Raw genomic sequence first — 20625 nt, forward strand, 5'->3', positions numbered from 1 at the left:
CTCCCCCTGAAAAAACACCTTCAGCGGCTTCAGGCTCTTGAATGCGCTCTGTTTTCCGGGTACAATAAAGTTATCCGAATATAAAACAAAAAGAAAGCGTGGTAAAAATATGGATTATCAGAAACTGCAAAACGGCAGCGATATACGCGGCGTAGCGCTCGGCGACGGCGCAAACCTCACAGAGGCAGCGGCGCGCGACCTTGCGGCGGCATTTGTAAAATGGCTTTCCGCGCGCGGCAACGCGCAGCCGAAAATCGCGGTCGGCAGGGATTCCCGCGTGACCGGTCCGGCGCTTATGCAGGCCTGCATCGAGGGCTTCACCGCTATGGGGGCTGACGTCCTTGACTGCGGCATGGCCTCCACTCCGGCAATGTTCATGACGACCGTGACTGACGGCTTCCTGTGCGACGGCGCAGTTATGGTGACGGCGAGCCACCTGCCCATGAACCGCAATGGTCTGAAGTTCTTTACCAAAGACGGCGGCCTCGAAAAGAGCGATATCGCGGAGCTGATCCGCATCGCGGCGAAGCCTTCTCTTCCGGCGGAAGCAAAGGGCAGCGTTTCGCAGGCCGATTTCATGAGCGTATATGCCGGCATCCTTACGGAAAAGATCCGGAAGGCCACCGGCGAGGAAAAACCGTTCGAGGGCTTTAAGATCATTGTAGACGCAGGCAACGGTGCGGGCGGATTTTATGCAGACAAAGTACTCGCGCCGCTTGGTGCAGATACGGCGGGAAGCCAGTTCCTCGAGCCGGACGGTACGTTCCCGAACCATATCCCCAACCCTGAGGACGGAGACGCGATGAAGAGCATCGTAGACGCCGTCGTAAAAAACGGAGCGGATTTCGGCATTATTTTCGATACGGACGTCGACCGTGCGGGCGCGGTAGATAAGGGCGGCAGCGTTCTCAACAAGAACCGGCTCATCGCGGCGATCTCCGCGATTCTTTTGAAGGAATTTCCCGGCACTACGATCGTGACGGATTCCATCACATCAAGCGGGCTTGCGGAATTCATTGCAAACCATGGCGGCGTGCATCACCGCTTTAAGCGCGGCTATAAAAACGTGATCAACGAATCCATCCGTCTCAATGAAAACGGCGTCGATTCCCAGCTTGCCATTGAGACGTCGGGGCATGCGGCGCTCAAGGAAAATTATTTTCTCGACGACGGCGCCTATCTTGTAACGCGCCTGCTTATCGAAATGGCAAAGCTGAAAAAACAGGGCCATACGATCTCAGACCTGATCTCAGACCTGAAAGAACCGTTTGAGAGCAGGGAGTTCCGCCTCAATATCGGCACGGACGACTTTAAAGCGTATGGCAACGAAATGATCGCCGCACTTGAGAAATATGCGAAAAAGCAGCCTGATTTCAAGATCGCGCCGGATAATCATGAGGGCATCCGCGTTTCCTTTGACAAGGAACAGGGCGCCGGCTGGTTCCTCGTGCGCCTTTCCCTGCACGATCCGCTGATCCCCGTCAATGTGGAAAGCGACCGCGAGGGCGGCGTCCGCATAATCACGGAAAAGCTATATGCATTCCTGAAAGACTACGACAAGCTCGACCTTTCGCCCATCGAACGTTATTTGAAATAACCAAAAATTAGAATTCTCCGGTATGACCGGGAACTATTAAAAAAGGCGGCTCTGCAAAGCCGCCTTTTTTCCTTTCTTTTACCGGCATTCATACTTTAGGTATGCCTCCCCCGCAAGCGTTTTCCATACAAAACTCCCGTCCTCAAATATCATATAACCGTGGGCGCTTCCCTCTTTCGGGATGGATACCGAGCCCGGGTTCATATAAACATAATTCCCATGATCTGTGCATTTCGGCACATGCGTATGACCGCACAAAAGGATATCCCCTTTCTTAAGCGGCGGCAGGTCCTCTTCGTTCCAGATATGCCCATGCGTCGCATAGACTGTGATACCATCCAAAAAGATCGCACTATAATCCGCCATGACGGGAAAATCAAGCACCATTTGGTCTACCTCGGCCTCGCAGTTGCCCCGCACACACAAAATATCGCCGCTTTTTTCATTGAGCATCCGAATCACTTCTTTTGGCGCGTATCCTTGGGGGAGCTCATTGCGCGGCCCGTGATACAGCAGGTCTCCAAGCAAAAGCAGCCGCTGTGTGCCTTCTTTTTTGTAAGCCTCCATAAGCTGTCCGCAAAAAAGCGCAGAACCATGGATGTCTGATGCAATAAGCAGTTTCATAGTATTTCCTTTCCAAAAGGGCGGCTCTATAAGAGAGCCGCCCTTTTCTTTTTCTTGTTACAGCCTGCTGCGGTCGCCCATTTTATTCGCTCCACCCGTTTTTTTCGGACGTGCGGCGGCGTTTTCTTCCCGCACATCCTCCATCTCGAATTCGCGTTCGCGGCCGCGGGGTTCGTCCGGCATCTTCTCCATCCTGCGTTTTTTCTTTTTATTGTGCCGGACCGCCGCAATGATCACGATGACCACAACGATGATCACGATTACCATAATGATGCCGAGCATAAGGGAACTGATCCCGCCCGGTACCTGATCGGAAACTTCTTTTAGAACAAAACCGCCCCCGTTCTGTTCAAACTTCAGATACAGATTCTGCGAGGTTCCCGGCGTCTGTACCACATAAGAGCCGTCTGCTGCAGATACGATTTTAGTCGTTGCTCCCTGCTGTACCTCAACGTTCAGGAGCGTTCCCTGCTCTGCGGATGCGCCGGGCATGAGCATGCTCCATTGATAAGAGCCGATCCCGCCCTGACTGACAACAAAACGTCCTTTTCCGTCCGCCGCTCCCGTAGCGAGCACCGTATCTCCCTGATTGACCTGTACGCTCACGCCGGAGATCCCGTCTCCTGCCATATCCACGAAATCAGCTGTAAATTTCATCGCGCCGGCGATACCTGCTGAAGCCGTTGCCGTCGCTTCCGGCGCCGGTGTTTTGCTTTCACCTACCGCGTATATCTGAAGCGCTTCCTCCGGCACGAACACGACAGACATATAGAGAGTTTTTACTCCGTTCGCGATGGAGACATCATATTTTCCGCCCATCGCCATATCCTGAATGGCCGTTCGGTCTCCGCGGGAAAGCAGAATACGCCCGGTGCTCTGTTTGCCGTCTTTTCCGGTCAGCGTTACGGTATGATCGCCCACTGCCACCCCCGGGAAGGATACCATCCCCTCTCCGTTGGTCGTCTGGGAAAGGTTGCCTACCTTAACGGTATAACCGGATACGACCGCACCGTTATCATAGATATACATCGCCAGATCGACATAATTCTGGCTGTCGTCCGGTGTCGCCGTAGGCGACGGAGAAGCGGACGGCGTCTGTGTTGGCGCCTGCGTCGGCCGTTGTGTCGGAGTCGGCGTAGGTTCCGGCGTCGGCTCCGGCGTGGGTTCCGGCGTCGGCTCTGGTGTAGGCTCCGGCGTCGGCTCTGCCGTCTGCGCCGCCGTCTCTGTCGGCGCTGCCGTCTCTTCCGCAAATGCTGCCGCCGGCAGGAGCATCGTCAATATCATCGCCGTCAATAAGACGAAGCCCAATATCTTTTTATATTTTTTCATCGGTTTCCTCTCGTTTTAAAAAAATTCCCTGTCTTATCATAGATGCTACAACAAGGCAGGGCTGTGTTTATTTTATCGTTTTCTCTTACTTTCCGCACGAGCCTTTGAGGTCGTCTTTTAATTTCTGCGGTACGGTCGAGAACAGCGTGCTCACCGACTCCCGCTCGTGGATCCGGTAAACTGCTTCCGCAAAAAGCGGCGCGACGGATACCGTTTGGAATTTATTCTGCCCGACAATAAACGGATTCTCCACACTGTCTGTGGAGATCACAGCTTCGATCGGGCTCTCGTTGATGGCACGGACGCCCTTTTCGCGCAGCATGATATGCCCCAAGACAGAAACGATACGCTTTGCACCCCGAGCTTTCAGCATGTGCGCTACATCGATCAGCGTTCCACCTGAAATAGAGAAATCATCCACGATCATACAGTTCTTGCCCTCGACATCGCCGATGAGCTCAAGGATGTGCGCATTTTCGTCATGCCCTGTCCTCGTTTTATCGCCAATGGCAACGGGAAGCTTCAGATAATCTGCATATTTCCGCGCCGTCTTGGCAAAGCCTGCATCCGGTGAAACGACCACGAGGTCTTCCATGATATCCATTCCCTTGATATATTCGCACAAGATCGGAAGGGAAAGCAGATGGTCTACAGGGATCTTGAAGAAGCCCTGCACCTGCGCGCTGTGCAGATCCATCGTGATCACGCGGTCCGCCCCTGCCGTTTCCAGACAGTCTGCGCACACACGCGCCCGAATGGAGACCCTTGGTTCGTCCTTTTTATCGCCTTTGGCATATCCGAAATACGGAATGATCGCCGTAACGGAGCTTGCGCTCGCACGCTTGAAGGAATCCATCCAAAATAAAAGCTCCACTAATTCGTTGTTTGGGTCCAAACCGATCGGGAGCACTACATACACATCTTTGTCTCTTACTGTTTCCTTGATGCGGATAAAGATATTTCCGTCAGAAAAATGGATGACCTCCGACGCCCCTAAGTCCGCCCCAAGATAGGCGCACATCTTCTTCGCAAAAGCAACCCCTGATGAGCCGGCAAAAATTTTTATGTCCGGGTTTCCGTTCAGCATAAGTACCTACCATCCTTGTCAAAATCGTTTTAGCACCTATTCACAATTATAGCACCCGTACGTATCCTTTTCAATCAAATTGCATATTTTTCAGCTAAAATTTTCACGGACTCCTCGAGGAACGGCCCCGTACGTTTTTCACACGCGATCGCCGCATAGGGGCGCATCGCACCGTGATAATCGCTGCCCGCCGTCACGAGCAGACCGTTTCTCCGCGCGATCCCCACATACCGTTCCACATCTGCATCCGAATGCGCGGGATAATATGCCTCGATACCTCCGAGCCCCATTTCTTTCAGCTCCGTCACAAGCGCCTCTATATCGTCCGTACGAACAAATTTCGGATGGGCGAGTACGGGAAGCCCGCCCGTTTTGCGGATCATTTCGATCGCCTGACCGGGATTCAGCTTACGGCGCTGCACATAGCAGCTGCCTTCCTCATTCAGATAGCGTGTGAACGCATCCTGAAGATCGCTCGCATATCCCTTTTCGATCAGGGCAAGCGCAACGTGTGGACGTCCGAGCGTATTGCCCTTCGCAAAGCGCTCTACATCTTCAAAGCTTATTTTCATGCCATGCTCCTGTACGACACGGATGATCTCATGCACACGCTCTACACGCGAGCTCCGCAAATCATTCATCATGGCGATAAGCTCCTGATCTTCGGTGTCCATCCCATAGCCGAGGATATGCAGCTCCCCTATATGGCGCACGGAAAACTCCACGCCCGTCAGATACCGCAGCTTCAGTTCCCGCGCTGTCCGTATTGCCTCCGGCTGGGAATCCATCGTATCATGGTCCGTGACTGCCGACAGCTTGAGGCCCAGCTTCCGGCATTTTGTAATGATCTCCTGCGGCGTATCCGTGCCGTCTGACGCCGTGGAGTGCATGTGTAGGTCTATCATTTTTCTGTGCTCCGTCAGGCGATAGAAAATCAGCGGCAGACTGCCGCTGATCTTCCCACCGTCTCTTATTTTGGTCTTTATTCTTCTTCCGGCTCAGGCGGGTCCACGACGATCGCTTCCACCGCTTCCGCGTCCACCGGCTCCGCCGGAGGAGCGATCTGCTCCGGTTCTTTTTCTTTCGTTTCTCTTTCGCTGTCCTCCCACGCCGCAGGGTCCGCCGCGTCGTCTTCAAACAATCTTTTGAATTCCTCGCCCGTCAGCTTTTCCTTACGCATGAGGAGTTCCCCGATATTGACCACTTTTTTCAAATTTTTACTCAATATCTCCGTCGCTTTCGCATACGCGCTTTCAATGATACGCGATACCTCTGCGTCGATCCGCGCGGAAGTGCTCTCGGAATATTCGGGCGTCTGGCCGAAATCCTTTCCGAGGAATACTTCATGGCCGGACGCAAGGAACACCGGGCCAAGCTCGTCGCTCATGCCATATTTTGTGACCATATCCTTTGCCGTCTCTGTCGCGCGCTGGAGGTCGTTGATCGCGCCTGTGGAGATATCCTTTAAGGTGAGCGACTCCGCCACGCGGCCGCCCAGCATCATCGTGATCTCATCCATCAGGCGGGATTTGAACACATGCTGCTTATCTTCCTCGGGCAGCGTCATGGTATAGCCTGCCGCCATTCCGCGCGGAATGATCGAGACCTCGTGCACCGGGTCGCACTTGGGCAGCACATGCGCAAGGATCGCATGGCCTACCTCGTGATATGCGGTGCACCTTTTGTCATCCTCTGTCATGACACGGCTCTTCTTTTCCGGTCCTGCGATCACGCGGGTGATGGATTCCTCGATCTCGCTCATGCCGATACGTTTTTTCCTGCGGCGCGCTGTCAGGATCGCGGCTTCGTTCAGCACATTTTCAAGGTCTGCGCCGATAAAGCCCGGCGTACGGCGTGCAATAACCTTAAAGTCTACATCCGGCTCGAACGGCTTGCCCTTTGCATGCACCTTCAATATCTCCTCCCGGCCCTTTACGTCAGGATAATTTACGGTGATCTGCCGATCGAAGCGGCCCGCACGCAGCAACGCCGGGTCAAGGATATCACGGCGGTTCGTCGCCGCCATTACGATGATCCCCTCGTTCACCTCAAAGCCATCCATTTCGACAAGCAGCTGGTTGAGCGTCTGCTCGCGCTCGTCGTGACCCCCGCCGAGGCCCGCACCTCTCTGGCGTCCGACTGCGTCGATCTCGTCGATGAACACGATGCACGGCGCATTTTTCTTTGCATTTTCAAACAAATCGCGTACGCGGGACGCGCCCACGCCTACGAACATTTCCACAAAATCCGAGCCGCTGATTGAAAAGAACGGCACCTTTGCTTCGCCTGCGACCGCTTTTGCAAGCAGGGTTTTTCCGCCTCCGGGCGGGCCTACGAGCAGCACGCCTTTCGGGATACGTGCGCCGAGCTCTTTGAACCGCGCGGGATTCTTCAGGAACTGCACGATCTCTACAAGCTCTTCCTTTTCCTCGTCCGCGCCTGCAACGTCTGCAAACGTCTTGTTCGTCTCGCCGCCGTCCGTCATACGCGCCTTGCTTTTGCCAAACGCCATCGCCCCGCCTGTGCCGCCTGCGCCGTTCTGGGCGCGACGCATGATAACGACCCACAGCACGAGCAAAAGCACGATCGGGATAAGATATGGCAGCAGCTGTACAAAGAAGTTTGGCTCAGGCGTCGGAACATAGTTCAGTGTAAAACCATATTCCTCCGGATTCGTACTTCCCGTGACCGCGGCCAGATCTTGGTTGAACTGCTCGACAGACGCAGGGATCGTCGTTGAAAAATCGTATTGCTGCGCCGGAAACAGCTTTTCGTCCTGAACCTTGGAATCCGTATTATAGAGCCCTACAAGCGTACGGTCCTGAAGCGCGACGGCTTTGACGTTCCCATCCTGTACTTCCTGCAAAAAGTCTGAATATTGCAGCTCGTCCACCGTCGTCTGCTGCGGACTTCCCAGAAACTGTGCCGCCACTATGATCACTACGATAATAATGATATAGATCAGCGGCCCTCTGAAAAATTTTCCCAAATTTCTATCCTCCTTCGTCACGGCAAGCCTTTTTGCTCGTTTCGTCCTTTCGGACGAAAGCTTCGCGGTTTCAGGCTGCCGCTCCTCTTCCCCTACAAACCCATTTCGCTTTCGCTCCATTGGGCTTTGCCAGGGGCCCCGTTTCTCTCTTTAGCTTAACGCCGCCAAGCCGGAGCTTTTTTATTTTTATTTTTTCTCTTCTTACGGCAAGCCTTTTTGCTCGTTTCGTCCTTCCGGACGAAAACTTCGCGGTTTCAGGCTGCCGCTCCTCTTCCCCCACAAACCCATTTCGCTTTCGCTCCATTGGGCTTTGCCGGGGGCCCCGTTTTTCTCTTTGGCTTAATGCCGCCAAGCCGGAGCTTTTTTATTTTCCTAAAATATTATTACCTGCTTTTTAAAAGCCTCAAACCGGCTTTCTCTCATTCATAGACAGAACGCTTCAGTATCCCGACATGTTCATAGTTCCGGTATTTGGAAGCATAATCGAGTCCATAGCCGACCACAAATTCGTCCGGGATATCGAATCCGATATATTTGACCGGCACTTCCACTTCGCGGCGGTCCGGCTTATTCAGCAGGCAGCAAAGCTCGATGCTTTCCGGCTTCCTTCCCCGCAGCTGTTCAAGCAGGTTATGCAGCGTCCACCCAGAATCGATGATGTCTTCAATAATCAACAGATGCTTCCCGCGGATATCTTCCTGCATATCATACTTGATTCGAACGCTTCCCGTAGATTTGCTGCCCTGACCATAGCTCGACACCGCCATAAAGTCGATCTCCATCGGTATCTTGATCTCGCGCATCAGGTCTGAAAAAAACACGACGCTTCCCCGCAGTATCCCGACTGCGATCAGGTCTTTCCCCTCATAATCCTTTGAGATCTGCTCGCCGAGCTCTTTTACGCGTATGGCGATCTCCTCTTTTGAAAGCAATATTTTTTCAATATCACGTTCCACATAATGCTGCATTTTCAACTATTTCCCCCGTCTGCTTCTTTATTCCTATCGCGGCGAATATAATCCATCCGCAGAATATGTCTCGTCGTACCGTCCACCTTGTAATCGTCTCCGATCGTGTGCCCGACCACCCAGATGATACGGCTGCCGTCCGCAAGAAGCGGTGTCTTTTCCCGCTGTTCCCGCGTAAGCTTTTTATCAATAAAGTAATCCTTCAGCTTTTTGCTTCCGCCGCTCCCAAGCGGCGTGATGCGGTCGCCCGCATACCGGGTACGGAACGCGATCCGCGCGGGAAGCTTGTCTCTGTCCACATAGGCCGTGTCCGGCTCTTGATTGGCAAAATCACATGCATCCGTCTCCGTGCATACGATATAGTCTCCGCCGGGCGTTTCATTCCTGACTGCCGCGTCGAACCACTGACAAAAACTATGATCTGCCCGCCGCGCCGAAAAGCGGATCACCAGTGTTCCATATTCCACTTCCGCGCACAAGCCGCCCATAAGACTCGCCCGCGCGCCGGTGCGCCTGCTGCGTGCGAGCCTCACAACCGCGCCAACATGCGCTTTTTCAATATCCTGCGTCACAAACAGCTCCGCACACGCAAGCTTGATGACCCGATAAGCCACTGCCGGAGAGAGCCGCAGAAAAGACTCAAGGTCGATATCCACACGGTCGTCTCTTTTTACGGCGCATTCCGGGAATATGCGCTCTGCCTCTTCAAGAATAAAGGCGGAATCCTCCCGCGCAGCCGCACCCAGCCGAATAAGCGCGCCGGATATATCCGGATTCACCCGTTCCCGTATCTGCGGAAGCAAAATATTGCGGACAAAATTCCGGGTATAGGCATCGTCGCAGTTCGTCTTATCCTCCACATAGCGTATCCCGTTTTCCCGGATATAGCTCATCACATCCGCGCGCGATACGCACAGCAGCGGCCGGATCATATCCCCCTTCCGTACGACAATGCCCCGAAGCCCATCTGTTCCGCATCCGCGCAGGATATGCATAAGCACGCTTTCTGCATAGTCGTCGCTTTGATGGCCCGTCGCGATCACATCCACATCGCCGTTTTTCACAAGCGTATCGAAATAGGCTTCCCGCGCCCGCTTCGCCGCCGTCTCGAGGCTCACCTTCCACTCCCGGGCAAGCGCGGGCACGTCGGCTGCGCTCATATAAAAGGGGATGCCGTGCTTCTCACAAAACCCTTCTACAAAGTCCGCATCGTCAAGCGATTCCTGTCCGCGGATCCCATGCTCAAAATGCACGCACGCGACAGAATACGAAAAAAACGGCGCAAGGGCGTGCAGGCAATTCAGCAGCGCCATAGAATCCGGTCCTCCCGAAACCGCGGCGCCGACCGTCTGCCCCGGGCAGACCAGACTGTTTTCCGCTATAAAGTCCCTTACTCGTTTTTCCATATCAAACTTTTTCCTATTATATATAATATACTGAAGTCCCCGCGTGTGCAACCTCTAACCGGGGGGATTTCGCATGAATATTTTGTTAACATTACAATACCGCACACACATGAACGCAATATGAATCGCGTTTATAAATGTGTTTCGAGATAGACGCGCAGGTTTCCGTTTTTGAGGTCTAATTTTTTCCGAATGCTGCTCCTGTGGTAATCTACTGTCTTTTTTGTGATAAACAGCGCATCTGCGATCTCCTTGCTGGTATACCCCTCTTTGATCATGGCGCATACCTGCAATTCCCGCGGGGTGAGCCGGTCGAATACAGACGGGCGCTTTTTCGTGATTGGATAGACGATCTCGTCTATAATGCCGGAGACGATATTGATATCCCGCTCCTTTACATTCTTCTTCAAGTAATTCAAGGAAGGACGGATATATTTTTCTACATTTTGTGTGATCGCCTGCTCCAGATCCTCTTTATACCGCTCCCGCTGATTTAAAATTTCCATCAGCATATCGTTCTGCGCTTCCAAGTTTTCATAGAGCTCCGCCAATTCGTTCATATTCGTTTCCACGCGTTTCTGGAACGTGATGTCGCGGATATATTCGATCACAAGCACGACATGCCCGTTTTTATCCAGTACCGGGACTGCATACAGCTTCTGCCAGCCGGAATCCTCTCCGCCTGAGGTATAGGGCACGAGGTCCATCTGCGGGTCTGCGGTACGCATGGCGCGTATAGTAGGGCAGCAGACGCAGGGCTCCTTGCGGCCGTGAAACACCTCGTAGCATTTTCCGCCCACCACGCTGCTTCTGTCCTCGCCCGTATACCAGTGCAGCATGGATTGATTGACATAAATGATCTTAAAATCCGGCTTTAGGACGCTGATCCCATCCTGAATACTGGAAAGGACCGCTTCATATAATTCCGTATTGGATAAAAATTCATCCTCCGTATCGACGGAAATCGCCGTCGGCACATCCGGTTTGAATACCCATTCCGTGCTCTTTACCATATACGTTTCCCCATATAAATATAGTATAGGTCCAGTATAGGCTCCCTGCCGCTAAAAGTCAATAAAAATACTAGTTTTATACTGGTATAAACAACGGACTTTTTAGGGATTGTGGGAACGGTGCCGCGGGGTTATGATAGCAGTATCGAGGGGTAAATGTTCATATTTCAAAACAAAATAAATAAATATGGAGGGTGTTTAAGAATGGAAGAAAAAGAATTGTTGTTTACACCGCTTAAGATCGGTACAAGAACAGCGCCGAACCGTATCGTTCTGAACGCAATGGAATGCTGCGATGCGCTTGACAACGGCGACCCAAGCCCGGCGACGTATAAACGTTACGAGGACTATTTCAGAGGGCAGGCCGGCCTTGTCATTCTGGAGGCGATCACGCCCCAGTATGATTACATCGCAAGGAGGAACCAGCTCTCGATCAAAGAGCATAACATTCCGGCGCTGAAAAAATTCATCGCCCATCTGAAAGAGATCAATCCCGAAACGCTGATCTTTTTCCAGATCACGCACTCCGGCGAGATCAGCAACAATGTTTATTCCCAGCGTATCCGCGTAACGGAGGAACCGCTTCCGGGCTATGAGGACGCAAAACTGGTGCGTGAGGATGAGATCGAGCAGGTCATCAAGGACTATGTTCTCGGTTCCCAGTATGCGTATGAAGTCGGCGCAGACGGCGTTGATCTGAAGCTCTGCCACGGTTATCTCGGCACGCAGATCCTCCGCCCCTACAACAAGGACAATTGGAAATACGGCGGAAGCTGGGAGAACAGACGCCAGTTCGCGATCGACATCTATGACCGCACGCGTGCGGCTATCCCGGATGAAAACTTCGTACTTGGCTCCAAGATCTCCGTTTGGGAGGGCTTCCCGGGCGGCGTAGGCACGGCCGGTCCGGATACCGCTCTGATGGACCTTACGGAAACCATCGATCTTGTGAAGCAGCTCGAGGCGCACGGCGCAAGCTATATTCTGGAATCCGCAGGTTCCCCGTCCCATACGCTGGACCTTGCGCATCCTGACAGACGCACGCCCGACTATGCTTATATGCATTTCTATTTCCAGAAGGTATGCAAGGAAGCCGTACAGAAACCGGAAACCGCTATCATCGGTTCCGCATACAGTATTTACCGCGACGGCAAACAGCCTTTCTGCGCTGTAAAACCGGAAAAGAACAACCTGCGCTTCTGGGGCAACAAGAATATCAAGGAAGGCATCGTAGACGCAGTCGCGATCGGCCGTCAGGCATTCGCAGACCCATACCTGCCAAAGAAGATGATGGAAGGCAACGAAAAGGATATCCACTGGTGCACGCTGTGCGACCACTGCGTGGAGTTCCTGATCCGCCAGCATCACGTAGGCTGCGCAACGTATGATCCGCATTTCACGGAAGAATACGTTAAGATGGTCAAAGAAGAAGGAAAACTGAAAGCAAAGCACACCTGATCTCATTGCAGAAAGAATCAGGGATAGTCTATCAGCAAAGAAAGGTGGTAACATTATGCCAAGAACAATAGATGACGATTGCATCAACTGCGGAAGATGCGTAAAGATTTGCCCGGTGCACGCGATCAGCAAGGGAGAAAAGCACATGGAAATCGATAGAGACAAATGCATCGATTGCTATGCCTGTGAGATCGAATGCCCGACCCATGCGGCATATCCGGAATGAGAATGAATGATTTATGGGTTTGTCGGCATTCTTGACTGACACCCGCCAGAAAAGGCCGTATATCATCGATATACGGCCTTTTCCATTTTTCCGCCGCAGGCCTGCGGGCCTATTGCAGCACCGGCTCTTTCTCCGTTTTTTCCGGCAGTTTCCGGGTATATTTTATCATCACGGAAACTGCGTACAGGGCGGTCAGCCTTCTGTTATCAGCATCGCATACCAAATGGAATCCGCTCCGGCAATAGCGGACAAAAGAAAAATGAGCAGCCCGCTTATCACGAACCCTCTTCCCACGGTAACGATAAATGCCGCCTTCGGCTGCATCATCGCTTGAAAATAAATGGTGCTTCCTCCTCTTTTTTACCAAGCTGAAAAGTATAAAAAAAGCCCGGTTATTTCTCAATAACCGGGCGTACCTGACATTTTCTCGACTATGGCCGTACACTGCTCGGCCGGTCGTTGCGATGACCAGTCCTCCGATGAACAGTTGGATTTCAGCATACTGTATTTTTAAAGTCAACCCGCTTTTTGTTTTTGGTATCTTCCGCCGGTATCCGCTCAATAATAAAAAAATTTCCCGCCCCTTCGGGGCAGGAAATTTTCTGCTTTCTTTCAGTTCGCGATGCACATTCCTTACAAGGGCCGCTTCGCGCAGATGAAGCCGTTCCGGAACCAAGAACCAAATTCCCGCTTCACCATCGCGTTCTGGCTGGAGGACGCATCGATCACCATGCCGGCTCCGAGATAAATCGCTACGTGGCCATCCATGCAGATGATGTCGCCGCGCTGGAGATCATTGATGTTCGTGATCGTCGTATAATCTGTGCTTCTCCATCCCGCAGACGTCCTGTAAGGAACGTCGTTTCCGCTTTCACGCAGGCAATAGTAGATCAGGCCTGAGCAGTCGAACGAATTGGGTCCTTTGCCGCCGAGTACATACGGCTTCCCGAGCTGTGCCTCCGCGACTGCGATAAACGCTTCTACAGAACCGGGATCGGCCGTATAGGACGGCGAATCATCGCTGGAGGTATCTTCCGCAGGGGCGCTCTCTTCCTGAGCCGGAGGCGCCGGCTGGCTCTCTCCGCTGCCGGAGGTATCCTCCGCCGGAGCGCTTTCCTCCTGTCCTGCGTTTTCATCCGGCTGCTGCGGCTGCTGTGCCTCAGCTTCCTGCTGCTCCTGCTGTTCCTGCTGCTCTACATATTCGAGAGACTTTTCGGCGTTATCCGAATAGAGGAGCTCCTGCGTCATGTGTCCTACGCTGCCGTCATCCGTAAGGCCGCTCATTCTCTGGAAATAACGTACTGCGGAATCAGTCTCTTCTCCAAAATAGCCCGTTGCTTCCGAGATCGGATAACCCAGCTCGATCAGGCGTTCCTGCATATTTTCTACGTCTGCGCCCGCAGCGCCAAGCGTCATGGAGTATTCCTTAGCCTCGTCCGAGAAAAGAAGCGCCATCGTTTCCGGGCCTGCGGCACCGTCTACCGTAAGGCCATGCTTGCGCTGGAAATACTTCAGCGCCTGATTGGTAGCCGGTCCGAAATAATCCGTCGTTTCATCTTCACCCATGTAGTAAAGGTCCATCAGTCTCTGCTGGATCTCGTGCACCTTTGCATCGGTCATGCCTTCCACATAAGTGACCGGAATCTGCTGCTCTTCGGCCGGAGCCTGCGCAGCATCCTGCGTTGTTTCCTCCTCAGGAGCTTTCGCCGTTTCTCCTTCTGCCGTAACAGCGGAGGCTTCCGACTGTACCGGAGCTGCCGCCTGTGTCGTTTCCGTCAGTTCCGGCGCCGTATACAGCTCGGTCACCGAAGGAAGTGCGGACGGCTCTGCGTCGTTCGTTTCATGAGATGCAACCGCATTTGCCTCGGCGACCTGTGCAGTCGGTTCCGCCTGCGGGAGCATGCTCATATCCCCGGTCGCGGCCGAGGCGATCATGATCGGAACCATGACCGATGCAACAGCGACCGTCACCACCGTAAACAAACGTTTCTTCTTTCTGGCACGGTAACGCACTGCCGCACGGGATACCGTACTGCTATGTGAGGAAACGTCTCCGTTACGTCTGGCTCTGACAAACGTTCTGTGTTTCCCAAATGGCTTAATCATGTTGGTCTCCTTTTTGTTCGCTTCCGCGAATTTGTTATGAGTATACTACATTTCTTTTGATTTGTCCACAGTTTTTTAATTTATTCGTAATATTTGCGTAACAAATCTATTGTATTTTCCTTTTGCTATCCGCTTCTCACGTATTTGTTAAAAATTTTTTGCTTCCGGAAAAACAGGCCGCATTCATCGTTTTGTCTCCGGCCTTCTATGGTATAATAATATCAATACGATTGGAGAAAAGGCATCTTCCTGTATACAGCTTTCGGCAGCTTAAAAAGGACCGCGGGATATCCCGCTTTCTGCATGCGGCCCATTTTCTGCTTTTTCTCTCTATATTAAGGAAAGGTACTCTGTTTTTATGGACCGGATCGATCCAATTATTTCACGGCTGACTCTCGAGCAAAAGGCGCGCCTGTGCTCCGGCGCCGACGCATGGAACACCTATCCCATAGAGGAGCAGGAAATCCCCTCCGTTCTCATGACAGACGGCCCGCACGGCCTGCGCAAGCAATATGATAAGAGCACCGCCATGCTGGAGCAGTCTGTTCCGGCAACCTGCTTTCCCTCTGCCGCGACGACCGCCTGCTCGTGGGATAGAGCCCTCCTGTACGAAGTCGGAGAGGCGCTTGGAAGCGAAGCGCGGGAGCAGGGCGTTTCCATGGTGCTCGGCCCGGGCATCAATATCAAGCGATCTCCCCTGTGCGGCCGGAACTTCGAATATTTTTCCGAAGACCCGCTGCTTTCCGGCGAGCTCGGCGCTGCAATGACAAAGGGGATACAAAGCACTGGTACAGGCGCCTGCATCAAACACTTTGCCGCAAACAACCGCGAATATTTCCGTATGGTTTCCAACTCCATCATAGACAGGCGCGCCCTGCGTGAAATCTATCTTTCCGGATTTGAGCGCGCCGTTAAAAAAGCAAAGCCTTATGCCGTCATGAGCGCCTATAACATGCTGAACGGAGTATACTGCGGAGAAACGCCTGCTCTCATCCGTGGCGTCCTGCGGGAGGAATGGGGATTCGACGGCCTCGTCGTTTCCGACTGGGGAGCCTGCTATAACCGCGAAAAGGGAATCGCCGCCGGCTTAGACCTCGAAATGCCCTATTCCGGCGAAGAAAATACCGAACGTATCCTGCGTGCAGTAAAAAACGGTTCACTGGGCGAGAACGCACTGGACGAATGCGTCCGGCATATTCTTTCCTTTGTGTTCCGCTGCGAAGAAAACAAGGCGCTTCCCCATCGCTATGATGCGGAGAGAAATCATGCACTTGCACGAAAGGCTGCGGCGGAAAGTGCTGTTTTGCTGAAAAACGAAGAGCTTCTTCCTCTAAAGCCGAACACAAAGATCGCCCTGTTGGGGGAATTTGCGGAAAATCCCCGTTATCAGGGGGCGGGAAGCTCAATGATACAGCCTCTTGAGCTGGAAAATGCGCTGACCGTATTTCGTATGCATGGGATCGATTACCAATATGCAAAGGGTTATTCCATCGCAGAGGACGCTCCGAACGAAACGCTTATTTCCGAGGCACAGCGCGTCGCTGCCGAATGCGACGTCGCCGTGATCCTTGCCGGACTTCCTCCGCGCTATGAAATAGAAGGGATAGACCGTTCCCACATGCGTATACCGCAAAATCAGACAGACCTTATCATGCGGATCGCCGCCATACGGCCCGTCGTTTTGCTTTTATGCGGCGGCGCGCCTATAGAAATGCCGTGGCTCTCCTCCGTTTCTGCGCTTGTAAATTGCTATTTGGGCGGTGAAGCAGGCGCTTCTGCTATGGCACAGATCCTGACGGGCGAGGTGAATCCCAGCGGCAAGCTCGCCGAGACGTGGCCGCTTGCCCTGACGGATACCCCTGCCTTCCGCTTTTTTTCGGACGACCGGCACAATGTGGAATACCGGGAAAGTATTTACGTGGGCTACCGCTACTATGATGCGGCAGAAAAGGAGGTATTGTTTCCGTTCGGCTTCGGCCTTTCCTATACGGATTTTTCGTATTCCGATATACAGACGGATGCTGAAAGCATCGCGCCCGGAGGAACAGTGACTGTGAGTGTACAGATCGAAAACACAGGAAGCCGTGCCGGCGCGGAGATCGTCCAATGCTATGTTCAGGAGGACGGCTGCTTTCTGAAGCAGCTGCGCGGGTTTGAAAAAGTATTCCTGCAGCCCGGCGAAAGCGTACGCGTTTCCTTCACGCTCACAGACCGGGATTTTTCCTTTTTTTCTGAGGGCTGGAAGCTGATGCGGGATGCGCATGTCCTGATCGGCGCTTCCTCACGCGACCTGCGTCTCGATACCGCTATAAAAATCCCTTCGGGAACCGCAGCGCCGTCCTATCCCGTGGCTCGTGACGGCCATTGGGACGCCGTTCAATTTTATGGTCTTTTCAAGCGTATTCCAAGCGTCGCTTTCAGCATTCATCCTTTTACCATCAACGCTACTCTGAAAGATTTTGATTCCGTCGCGATCGGGCGGGCGGCTCACCGTGTCATCACCCGGTTCGCAGAAAAGCATATGGACCCCGGAGGTTATCATAGCCATAAGATCATGATGCAGCTTCTTGAGGAAAATCCTATGCGGGTGCTCGTGTCGATGTCGGGCGGCCTTTTTACCTATGGCATGGCGCGCGGTGTTTTGATGATTCTGAACGGTCAGGTGTTTATGGGGCTTCTTGCCCTGTTCTCTGCGGCACGGAAACGAAAAAAACGAAAATTAAAATCAAAATAGTGTTTACTGTGAGATATGCAGGTTATATATATTATGTCACCGACGCCTGCGGGCCGAAGTGGCGCCAAAACAATACATACCCCCAATCAGCAAAAAACCGGCGAAATGCCGGTTTTTTGTTTGTACCGGTTTGTTCATCCTTTCATTTTTTCATGCCTATGCTATAATAAATAAAAGTCCCGCGTTCTCCGCGGGCGACCCGGCGGCCCGCAGGTGCAGGCTGCGGCCAGACAGGAGAATATGCATGGAACAGAAGATCACAAGGGAATTGAAACGGCTGGGCGCTTTGTATACTGCGCCGGTCAAAGTCGCTGATATCAGCTTTTCGCCCGACCTCCGCACACTGTGTGAAATGAACAGCTGCGGTGCGTTCGGTACAAATTGGGGCTGTCCGCCCGGCTGCGGTACAGTAGACGAGCTGTCCTGCAAAGTGCGCGAATATCCATCCGGAGTCGTTTACCAATATGTAGGCGCATTGGAAGATTCCTTTGACTACGAGGGCATGATGGAGGCAGGACGTGTTTTCGGCGGTATTACGGACGGCATCCGTTCCTTTGTGCAAGCGAATGTTCCCGCTTCGTTTGTGCTCGGCGCGGGCGGCTGCACCCTGTGCGGAACATGTACATATCCTGACGCTCCCTGCCGTTTCCCGGAGCGGAAAAACATTTCCGTGGAGGCATGCGGCATCAATGTCTCTGTCTTATGCGCAAAATGCGGGCTCGGTTATATCCACGGGCCTAACACCGTCACCAACACGGGGGTCGTTTTGTTTCGGCAGGCATGACTGCCTGATCTTATTTCTGTATGCTTCGTGTTTCCCGCCGGTCAAAAACGCTCAAAAGCCCGGATGAAATTTCGTCCGGGCTTTTCCTGTCAGTCTATCTATTCTTTTTCGCGGCCATGAAGTATTTCCAGAGCTTCCTGTTCGTTTGCGCCTGTCGTGACCAGCAGGACCGTTCCGATCCATACGCCCGCCGCATATAACGCTTTTCTCACTTTGCTCACAGATATCTTCCTTTCTATTTTATCATCGCGTACCGCGCGTCGCGCATGATATGGCTCATTTCCCGTTCTCTTCCTTTCCGTGTTTTTCCTTTTCGCTTTATCATTCCTGCAATTGCCGAAACACCTGAATATAGAAGAGTCGCAAGCACCGTCGCGCCTATGATGAGCCAGAACAGTATCTGTTTCATGATTTTATCCTCCTTGCCTTTTTCTGATCCTATCTTACTTCTTCGGACAAAACCATGCCATCTCGTTTACTTACAATAAAATTACGTTTTTGTAATAGTGTCACATCATATCATTCATATAATACGACCGCTTCCTGTCTCTTGAGCCGCGGAAGCACCGTTTCTAATATACGCATATGATGGTTCAGTTGTATAAGCTCAAGATAAGCAGTTTTTATGTCTTGTCCGATCACAAGATCCATATACTGCGGCTCACAGCAAACGAGCACCGCTTTTTTTATGCCGAGAACCGGAGCGCGTAATATTCTTCCGTCTACCATTTTGGATATCCGGTCGATCTCAAGTACGCCTGTACCCGGTTGGATGCGCTGCAGGTCCAAATACAGATCCGGACTCACGATCAGCGCATACCTCCCGATAAATCCTTTATCATTCAGCATCGTCAGGCCTTTTGCAATGTCCGTATATGCATTTTCGCCGCTTGTCCAGTCCCCGCGCTTGATTTTATTCGCCTGCGGCGCATTTGTAAGGCCGGTAAGCCCGAGAGCGCGGTTGCCGAAGAAAACCAGTTTGTCCTCTCTGCGCGCTAATGATCCCGCCGCTTCGATCGCAGAGGAAAGGTCTGCCGGATATCCCTCTTTGCTGCTGGCCTCGATATCTCTCCACAGGAGGATAAAATCATCGTATACCTGCGGGATCTCTGCATACTGCCTGTCCTCCGTCCGTACGATCCCATCCTCAAAAATCTCCGATTTCTTCTTTCCGTCTATCACAGCGCTTTGTGCGCCTGCACCGAGCGGTCCAAATACCGTAAGGAAGCGGCGGCCTATCAAATTTCTTCTCGCCGCTTCTACAACGGCATCGTCTATTTCATTCCAAAGCTTTTCGCCGAACGGCGCACTGTCTCTTGATAAATAATCCATAACCGTTTCCTCCTTTACCTGTCAAGAAGGCTGCCGACCGTCGCCTTGACTGCCGCTTCATCCGGCGTTCCCAGTTTTTCCATCATTTCCTTGACCTCCTGTACACCGAATGCAAAATGCTCTGCTTCATCCGGGTCAAGATGCTGCAGGAGCGTCATGAGTTCCCCTATGTGCGCTTTTTCTTCATCACGAATATCCGCAAGAACCGTTTTTGCAACAGCGTCGTCTGTTGCCATAACGTGCGCATCGTATAAATAGATCGCTTCCAATTCTCCTGCAATATCAAGACGCACCGCTTGTATCAGTTCACCCTTTGATAATCTTCTTTCCACATTTCCCGCAAACGGGTCTCCAAAACTTGGCATAAATCTCACTCCTTTTTTACTGCTGGCCGCGGCGGCTCGTTCCTCCCCGCGGCTTCCTTGTAGGGCTTATACATACCCTTCCCATTTGCCGTCCAAACAAAAACAAAAAAATTTTAATGAGCGATCCCGTCCACAGGCGGACTGTTCTTTACCGATTCCAAGCTACTGTTCCGGAGGTTTTGATACAGCAGCAGCCGTGAAGCCGCACAGATGCTTTTTACCGCCGTTTCTTAGTTCTTACCGGTATAGGCCGCGGACAAAATGATTTCTTACGATGCTGTATTGCTCAATCATAGCCCCGAACGATTTGGGCAGCAGATATACCGCATTATCTGCTGCATGTAAAAACAAGGCCTATGAAATATATCACGATACCATAGCTGTGGCAGACAGTATAGTGTTTTAGCGTCTGTTCTGATTTGGGATCGGTAATGATATTGAATCGTAATTTCAGAGATTTTTTGATATTGAAAATCATGTATCTGAATACCGTATGAGGTGGTGTACCTGCTTCTAAGTAGAAAGCCACAGATCCAAAGCTTGTTAGGCGCGTCAAACCGCATACAGAAATCCCTTTATCTTTCGCGTCTGCTGCATTAAAAGGAGC

At 52.3% G+C, this 20625-nt stretch carries 19 protein-coding genes; 5 read left to right on the forward strand and 14 right to left on the reverse strand.

From position 1 onward, the window contains the following. The first annotated feature begins 109 nt into the window (after positions 1-109). A complete protein-coding gene (locus PUP29_RS06030) occupies positions 110-1597 on the forward strand; it encodes a phosphomannomutase/phosphoglucomutase (protein ID WP_079547838.1) in 1488 nt (495 codons plus the stop codon). A gap of 78 nt (positions 1598-1675) precedes the next feature. Here the strand turns inward: PUP29_RS06030 and yfcE are convergent, their stop codons facing one another. The 8 genes from yfcE to PUP29_RS06070 form a co-directional block, all read right to left on the reverse strand. After that, positions 1676-2221 carry a phosphodiesterase gene (gene yfcE / locus PUP29_RS06035; RefSeq protein ID WP_079546713.1) on the reverse strand — a complete coding sequence of 182 codons (546 nt, stop codon included), beginning with the start codon at positions 2219-2221 and terminating at the stop codon, positions 1676-1678. Between the two features lie 57 nt (positions 2222-2278). Beyond that, positions 2279-3550, reverse strand: coding sequence for a hypothetical protein (locus PUP29_RS06040; protein WP_079546712.1), 1272 nt, complete (start codon positions 3548-3550; stop codon positions 2279-2281). Positions 3551-3635: 85 nt separating this feature from the next. Then, on the reverse strand, positions 3636-4637 hold the full coding sequence (locus PUP29_RS06045; RefSeq protein ID WP_079546711.1) for a ribose-phosphate diphosphokinase: 1002 nt from the start codon (positions 4635-4637) through the stop codon (positions 3636-3638). Between the two features lie 74 nt (positions 4638-4711). Beyond that, positions 4712-5542, reverse strand: coding sequence for a PHP domain-containing protein (locus PUP29_RS06050; RefSeq protein WP_079546710.1), 831 nt, complete (start codon positions 5540-5542; stop codon positions 4712-4714). A 77-nt stretch (positions 5543-5619) separates the two neighbouring features. Continuing rightward, the gene (gene ftsH / locus PUP29_RS06055) at positions 5620-7626 is read right to left on the reverse strand and encodes an ATP-dependent zinc metalloprotease FtsH (protein ID WP_353424025.1); all 2007 of its coding nucleotides are present in this window, start codon (positions 7624-7626) and stop codon (positions 5620-5622) included. 419 nt (positions 7627-8045) lie between these two features. Continuing rightward, positions 8046-8594, reverse strand: a complete 549-nt coding sequence (hpt, locus tag PUP29_RS06060) for a hypoxanthine phosphoribosyltransferase (protein WP_079546708.1) — start codon at positions 8592-8594, stop codon at positions 8046-8048. A gap of 2 nt (positions 8595-8596) precedes the next feature. After that, on the reverse strand, positions 8597-10000 hold the full coding sequence (tilS, locus tag PUP29_RS06065) for a tRNA lysidine(34) synthetase TilS (protein ID WP_079546707.1): 1404 nt from the start codon (positions 9998-10000) through the stop codon (positions 8597-8599). A gap of 131 nt (positions 10001-10131) precedes the next feature. After that, complete coding sequence (locus tag PUP29_RS06070) at positions 10132-11013, reverse strand: LuxR C-terminal-related transcriptional regulator (RefSeq protein ID WP_079546706.1); 882 nt, start codon at positions 11011-11013, stop codon at positions 10132-10134. 204 nt (positions 11014-11217) lie between these two features. On the opposite strand from PUP29_RS06070, the gene PUP29_RS06075 reads away from it, so the two are divergent. Continuing rightward, positions 11218-12471, forward strand: coding sequence for a 2,4-dienoyl-CoA reductase (locus PUP29_RS06075; RefSeq protein WP_079546705.1), 1254 nt, complete (start codon positions 11218-11220; stop codon positions 12469-12471). Positions 12472-12526: 55 nt separating this feature from the next. Continuing rightward, positions 12527-12697 (forward strand): DUF362 domain-containing protein, encoded by a 171-nt coding sequence (locus PUP29_RS06080; RefSeq protein WP_079546704.1) that lies wholly within the window; start codon positions 12527-12529, stop codon positions 12695-12697. A 109-nt stretch (positions 12698-12806) separates the two neighbouring features. On the opposite strand, the gene PUP29_RS06085 is transcribed toward PUP29_RS06080, so the two are convergent. Continuing rightward, positions 12807-13373 (reverse strand): hypothetical protein, encoded by a 567-nt coding sequence (locus PUP29_RS06085; RefSeq protein ID WP_079546703.1) that lies wholly within the window; start codon positions 13371-13373, stop codon positions 12807-12809. After that, entirely contained in the window at positions 13331-14803 is a 1473-nt protein-coding gene (locus PUP29_RS06090) for a peptidoglycan-binding protein (RefSeq protein WP_079546702.1), read from the reverse strand. The genes PUP29_RS06085 and PUP29_RS06090 overlap by 43 nt, the downstream gene beginning before the upstream one ends. Before the next feature lie 358 nt (positions 14804-15161). Between PUP29_RS06090 and PUP29_RS06095 the strand changes: the two genes are divergently transcribed. Both PUP29_RS06095 and PUP29_RS06100 read left to right on the forward strand, forming a co-directional pair. Then, positions 15162-17537, forward strand: coding sequence for a glycoside hydrolase family 3 C-terminal domain-containing protein (locus PUP29_RS06095; RefSeq protein WP_079546701.1), 2376 nt, complete (start codon positions 15162-15164; stop codon positions 17535-17537). A 244-nt stretch (positions 17538-17781) separates the two neighbouring features. Further along, positions 17782-18321, forward strand: coding sequence for a DUF2284 domain-containing protein (locus tag PUP29_RS06100; protein ID WP_079546700.1), 540 nt, complete (start codon positions 17782-17784; stop codon positions 18319-18321). Positions 18322-18419: 98 nt separating this feature from the next. On the opposite strand, the gene PUP29_RS06105 is transcribed toward PUP29_RS06100, so the two are convergent. The 4 genes from PUP29_RS06105 to PUP29_RS06120 form a co-directional block, all read right to left on the reverse strand. Beyond that, positions 18420-18542 (reverse strand): hypothetical protein, encoded by a 123-nt coding sequence (locus tag PUP29_RS06105; protein ID WP_353424026.1) that lies wholly within the window; start codon positions 18540-18542, stop codon positions 18420-18422. Between the two features lie 14 nt (positions 18543-18556). Next, positions 18557-18730, reverse strand: coding sequence for a hypothetical protein (locus PUP29_RS06110; protein WP_353424027.1), 174 nt, complete (start codon positions 18728-18730; stop codon positions 18557-18559). Positions 18731-18840: 110 nt separating this feature from the next. Further along, a complete protein-coding gene (locus PUP29_RS06115; protein ID WP_079546699.1) occupies positions 18841-19653 on the reverse strand; it encodes a family 1 encapsulin nanocompartment shell protein in 813 nt (270 codons plus the stop codon). Positions 19654-19667: 14 nt separating this feature from the next. Continuing rightward, the gene (locus PUP29_RS06120) at positions 19668-20018 is read right to left on the reverse strand and encodes a demethoxyubiquinone hydroxylase family protein (RefSeq protein ID WP_353424028.1); all 351 of its coding nucleotides are present in this window, start codon (positions 20016-20018) and stop codon (positions 19668-19670) included. Between the last annotated feature and the right edge of the window lie 607 nt (positions 20019-20625).

The organism is Christensenella massiliensis (assembly GCF_040409835.1).
Taxonomy (GTDB): domain Bacteria; phylum Bacillota; class Clostridia; order Christensenellales; family Christensenellaceae; genus Christensenella; species Christensenella massiliensis.